Here is a 5,696-nt window from a genome sequence, read left to right as displayed (position 1 = left end):
GCCGGGGCGGGCGGCGGTATGCAGGCTTTGCCTGTGGAGCTGCGCCGCGAACTGGCGGCGCTGGGTCTTATTTAATCAATAAACAATATCAGCGCAGTTTAAGGCGGATTGCTGTGCGTCCGTTTACATTGCCTGTCGCAATGCGCAGGGATGCTTCCGGCAGGCTGATACGACGGCTGCGCTGTGCATTGCAGACCAGAAGCCCTACAAATTCACGCGTATTCAGGGAGGCGCCGTCAGCGCGCAAATCGGCAAGACGGGCAGCAGCACTACGCAGGGCGTGGACGCTGAGCAAAGTGGTTTTGCCTGGCTTTTGTGAGTCGGATTCCACCGGATCAACATTGGTGAAACCAAACAGATTGAGCATATTCGACATTGTAAACCCTTTACACAATACTCATTGGGTTTGCAGATGGCCTGCCTGAACTATACCGGCGAAACACAAAGCCGGATAATATCGGATATTACGGTCTTAGAGCGCCATGCGCCCCATTGGGTGCATAAAAGGTCGCTCTAACACTTTGAAATTAGAGCATAATTTTAACTTAAACTGATTCAAATTTAAGAGATTATGCTCTAAATGGTGCGAACCGCGCGCATTAGCGCGCAATTGCATAGCAGCTGAAGTTCTTCTTCTTCAGGGCAGCACAGGCATCCCATGCGGCAGTTTTGGTGTCAAAACCAACAAAACGTGCACGGTAGAATGTGTTGTTGCCCTTGTTGAAAGTCTCAGTCATCGGGGAGGTTGCACGCAGGGTGCTGCCTGCCTGCTGGGCGGCTTTATTCAGCATTTCCTGTGCCTGATTTTCGCTAGGCAGGGAGCCGATCTGAATAGCCCATGCACCGGAAATATCAGCTGCAGCGGCCATGGCAACGGCAGTCTGTTGCGGCTGCTGCTGGCGGGTATTTTCCTGCGGTACAGCAATCGGCTCATTGCGCACAGCAGCAACAGGCTTTGGTGCCAGACCCATGCGGGAAGCAGCTGTATTGGCGGAAGCTGTGGTAACCGGATCAACATTCGGGATCGATGCCTTAGGCGTTGGAATAGCCACAAGCTGGGAAGATACCGGAGCAGAAGGACGCGGTGTCGGCGCTGCCAGAGCCAGCATTTCAGGCTGCTGGGCAGGAACCGGCTTCTGACGGGCGATAACTGCGCTGATTGCATCCTGTGCGCTGCCTGCGGAGCCGGAAGCATCGGCAACCAGAACCGGCTGGTCGGCACGTTCAGCCGGCAGCGGAACCGCACGCGGCAGAGGAGATGGTTCAGCGGCAACTGCAGGGCCTGCCGGAGCATCATTGCGGGCAATCAGCAGGGCATCACTGCCGCGACGCGACGGTGTTGCTTTTGGCAGATGTGCCTGAATAAGGCGGGTCATAGCTGCGTCACGGGATGCACCGCTGCTGCCGCCCATTACAACGGCGACGATGCGACGGCCGTCACGGTTGACGGAAGTGACAAGATTATAGCCGGATGCGTTTACATAGCCGGTTTTAATGCCGTCAACGCCTTCAACGCGGCCGAGCAGGCGGTTGTGACCATTGATGGTGCGTCCACGGAACTGGAAGCTGGAACGGCCGAAATAGCCGTAATATTGCGGGTAATGCTGACGCAGCGCGATACCGAGAATCGCCATATCGCGGGCAGTGGTCTGCTGGTTCGGGTTTGGCAGGCCGGAAGCATTACGGAATGTGGTGGAGCGCATGCCGAGACGACGTGCCTTGGCCGTCATCATCTGTGCAAAACGTGGCTCGGAACCGCCGAGATATTCACCAAGAGCAGCTGCAGCATCATTGGCTGAGCGGGTAATCAGCGCCATAATCGCATCTTCAACGCTGATTGTCTGGCCTGCCGGTACGCCGATTTTTGTCGGCGGACGGGTTGCTGCATATTTGGAGAACGGAATTTTGGTGTTTTTGTTGATGCGTCCGGCCTGCATCGCCTCGAAGACCATATAAAGGGTCATCATTTTGGTGAGGGAAGCGGGAAAACGCTTGGCATCTGCGCTTTCTGCAAACAGGGTTTTGCCGGTATTGGCATCAATCACAATCGCGGCATGACGCGGGTTCTTTGCTGCCTGAGCGGAACCTGTCGTGATGGTAAGAGTGAGGGCGCCGGCCATTGTTACTGCTAACAATGAGCGGGCCGCAATCTTGATGCCGGATGCGGCGTGACGGAACGCATGATACACGGTGACTTACCTACCTGGACTGCCAATTTTCAGGTGTGGCGCAAAGGACACGCCACGAACATTTCCGTGATCATATTGCCAACAGCCTTACCAATCCGTTTATAGACGGGCAAATCATGATCTTTTTTTGATTTTTATGATGCTTTTTTAGCTGGCGGGCATGTCTGGACGGTCATCCGATCTGTCTGCATCGTGTTAAGTACCTGCTAATGAATAAAAAATTTATGCGGTGTTTCTTTTCAAGCTGGTTTCAAGAAATTGTGAGTCTTACAAAAATTTTGCTCTGCAAAAGCGTATTTTCCTGTTTGTAACGCATCTTCTGTCCTGAAACTGTTAATAATCAGAGCTAAGGGACTGATGCATTATGGGCTGCAATTTACCGGCCCTGATGAGAGTGATTTGGTTGAATCACTTGCCAGTCTTCAGGCCGATCTTGAGACTGGTATTTAAAATGCAGAAACGGGGACAATTTTGCGTGCTTTATTAATTTGCCCCTGTGCGGTTTGCGGAAATCTTTTCTTAAATGATGTGTTTCATGCTGGTTTTTTCCTGCAGGCGCGATACTCTGGACGTGAATGAGGACGTGTCGGGCTTTGTGTTCTGCGGGGCTTAACATTGCCGCGTTTCAACCTACATAATAGGTCTACGATGTGTGGTTTCCCGCCATACAGCGTGACTTCAGAAAATACAGATACGATCAGGACGGATACGATCAGGAATGTGTGCAGCAGACCATTTTTTACAGGTTACTCCTTTTATGCAGGCCAAGTCTCCTGTGATGGGCAGTGACGATGGTGACCCGAAGGACCCGGGTAATGGTACGGCTGTTATTACGCGGACGAAAACCCGCTTAAAACGGCCAAGCCTGTACAGGGTGCTGCTGCTGAATGATGACTATACGCCGATGGACTTCGTTATTCATGTGCTGGAGCGTTTTTTCCAGAAAAACCGTGAAGATGCGACACGTATTATGTTGCATGTCCATAATCACGGGGTCGGTGAATGCGGTATCTATACTTATGAAGTTGCCGAAACCAAAGTGACGCAGGTGATGGATTTCGCCCGTCAACATCAGCATCCGCTGCAATGCGTGATGGAGAAAAAGTGAGGTACAATGCCAACATTCTCCCAAAGCCTTGAAAAAGCACTTCATCAGGCGCTGACCATCGCCAATGAACGTCATCACGAATATGCCACGCTTGAGCATCTTCTGCTTGCTCTGATTGATGACAGAGATGCCGGCGCGGTTATGCGTGCCTGCAATGTCGATATTGCGCAGCTTAAAAAGACTGTCACCGACTATATCGACCGTGAGCTGGATAATCTGGTGACCGGTTATGATGAGGATTCCAAGCCGACAGCCGCTTTCCAGCGGGTGATTCAGCGTTCGGTTATCCATGTGCAGTCATCAAACCGCGATGAAGTGACGGGCGCCAATGTGCTTGTCGCAATCTTTGCTGAGCGGGAAAGCCATGCGGCTTATTTCCTGCAGGAACAGCAAATGACCCGCTATGATGCGGTCAATTATATTTCTCATGGTATTTCCAAGCGTTCGGGTGTCAGTGATGACCTGGCCGAAGGCAAGGCGCATAGTGCTGAAGATTCAGCGCAGCCTGAGAATGAAGAACAGAGCAAAAAGAAAATTGATGCGCTGACCGCTTATTGCGTCAATCTCAATGAAAAAGCCAAGGCCGGTAAAATCGACCGTCTGGTTGGCCGCGAAAGCGAAATCAACCGTACGATTCAGGTTCTGTGCCGCCGCTCCAAGAATAACCCGCTTTATGTGGGCGATCCGGGCGTGGGTAAAACCGCGATTGCCGAAGGTCTGGCCAAGCGCATTGTTGACGGCGATGTGCCGGAAGTTTTGCTCAACGATACGATCTTCTCGCTCGATATGGGCAGCCTGCTGGCTGGTACCCGTTATCGCGGTGATTTTGAAGAGCGTCTGAAGCAGGTCGTCAAGGAACTGGAAGATTATCCGGGTGCCGTGCTGTTTATCGATGAAATCCACACCGTTATCGGTGCGGGCGCCACATCCGGCGGCTCGATGGATGCATCCAATCTGCTGAAGCCTGCATTGTCTTCAGGGCAGATTCGCTGCATCGGCTCAACGACTTACAAAGAGTTCCGTCAGTTCTTTGAAAAGGACAGGGCACTTGTGCGGCGTTTCCAGAAGATTGATGTGGCCGAGCCGACTATTCCGGATGCCATTGAAATCATGCGCGGTCTGAAGCCTTATTTTGAAGACTTCCATAAAGTGAAGTTCTCCAATGATGCGATCACTGCCGCAGTGGAGCTGTCCGCCCGCTATATCACCGACCGTAAATTGCCGGATAAGGCGATTGACGTGATTGATGAAAGCGGTGCCAGCCAGATGCTGTTGCCGGAAGCCAAACGCAAAAAAATTATCGGTATCAAAGAGATTGAAGCGACCGTGGCGACCATGGCGCGGATTCCGCCGAAAACTGTCTCCAAGGATGACGAGCAGGTGCTTGCCAGTCTGGAAAAAGATCTCAAGCGTGTGGTTTATGGTCAGGAACTGGCGATTGAATCGCTCAGCTCTGCGATCAAACTGGCGCGTGCGGGTCTACGTGAGCCGGATAAGCCGATCGGTTCCTATCTGTTCTCCGGTCCGACCGGTGTGGGTAAGACGGAAGTTGCCAAGCAGCTTGCCAGCACATTGGGCGTGCAGCTGCTGCGTTTCGACATGTCCGAATATATGGAGCGTCATACCGTATCGCGTCTGATCGGTGCACCTCCGGGTTATGTCGGCTTTGAGCAGGGTGGTCTGCTAACCGATGGCGTGGATCAGCATCCGCATTGCGTATTGCTGCTTGACGAAATCGAAAAAGCCCATCCGGATCTGTTCAACATTCTGTTGCAGGTTATGGATCATGGCCGCCTGACAGATCACAATGGCAAGCAGATTGATTTCCGCAATGTCATTCTGATCATGACCACCAATGCCGGTGCGGCAGATATGGCGAAAGCAGCAATCGGCTTTGGCTCCACCCGTCGCGAAGGCGACGATATGGAGGCGATCAACCGTCTGTTCACACCGGAATTCCGTAACCGCTTAGATGCGATTATTCCGTTTGGCCCGCTGCCTGTACCGGTTATCCATAAAGTGGTGCAGAAATTCATCATGCAGCTGGAAGCCCAGCTGGCTGATCGCGGCGTGACCTTTGAACTGGATAAGAAAGCTATCAATTGGCTGGCTGATAAAGGCTATGATGAACGCATGGGTGCACGCCCTCTGGGTCGTGTTATTCAGGAATATATCAAGAAGCCTCTGGCCGACGAGTTGCTGTTCGGCAAGCTCAAGAATGGCGGCACGGTCAAAGTCACAACCGGCGAAAAACCGGATGGTAAAACCGGTCTGGTAATGGATGTGGTGAAGGCCAAGCCGGTCAAGCCACAGAAAGAACAGCCTGACGAGGAGGTTGCGGAAGCCGCGGCCAAGCCGGAAAAGAAACCGGCCAAAGTTGCAGCTGATAGCAACTCTGC

General features: G+C 52.5%; 4 protein-coding genes. 2 read left to right on the top strand and 2 right to left on the bottom strand.

Annotated features, from left to right (window positions below; all coding sequences use genetic code 11):
* Nucleotides 1-88: 88 nt before the first annotated feature.
* Both A918_RS21020 and A918_RS0118090 read right to left on the bottom strand, forming a co-directional pair.
* Nucleotides 89-376: a hypothetical protein gene (locus A918_RS21020; protein ID WP_022712411.1), complete on the bottom strand. Its 288-nt coding sequence runs from the start codon at nucleotides 374-376 to the stop codon at nucleotides 89-91.
* Between the two features lie 223 nt (nucleotides 377-599).
* A complete protein-coding gene (locus A918_RS0118090; protein WP_371257533.1) occupies nucleotides 600-2,189 on the bottom strand; it encodes an SPOR domain-containing protein in 1,590 nt (529 codons plus the stop codon).
* Nucleotides 2,190-2,946: 757 nt separating this feature from the next.
* Here A918_RS0118090 and clpS point away from each other — a divergent pair.
* The gene (clpS, locus tag A918_RS0118080) at nucleotides 2,947-3,297 is read left to right on the top strand and encodes an ATP-dependent Clp protease adapter ClpS (RefSeq protein WP_028233987.1); all 351 of its coding nucleotides are present in this window, start codon (nucleotides 2,947-2,949) and stop codon (nucleotides 3,295-3,297) included.
* A 6-nt stretch (nucleotides 3,298-3,303) separates the two neighbouring features.
* On the top strand, nucleotides 3,304-5,696 hold a 2,393-nt coding region (gene clpA, locus A918_RS0118075), incomplete at its 3' end, for an ATP-dependent Clp protease ATP-binding subunit ClpA (protein ID WP_022712407.1).

This window comes from Pseudochrobactrum sp. AO18b (assembly GCF_000409565.1).
In the GTDB taxonomy this organism is placed as follows: Bacteria; Pseudomonadota; Alphaproteobacteria; order Rhizobiales; family Rhizobiaceae; genus Pseudochrobactrum; species Pseudochrobactrum saccharolyticum.
This window is presented reverse-complemented; position numbering and strand designations above follow the sequence as displayed.

Excerpts from the sequence above, each read along its gene's own strand:
- A918_RS21020 (WP_022712411.1), bottom strand. The coding sequence starts at position 376 with ATGTCGAATATGCTCAATCTGTTTGGTTTCACCAATGTTGATCCGGTG.
- clpS (WP_028233987.1), top strand. The coding sequence starts at position 2,947 with ATGCAGGCCAAGTCTCCTGTGATGGGCAGTGACGATGGTGACCCGAAG.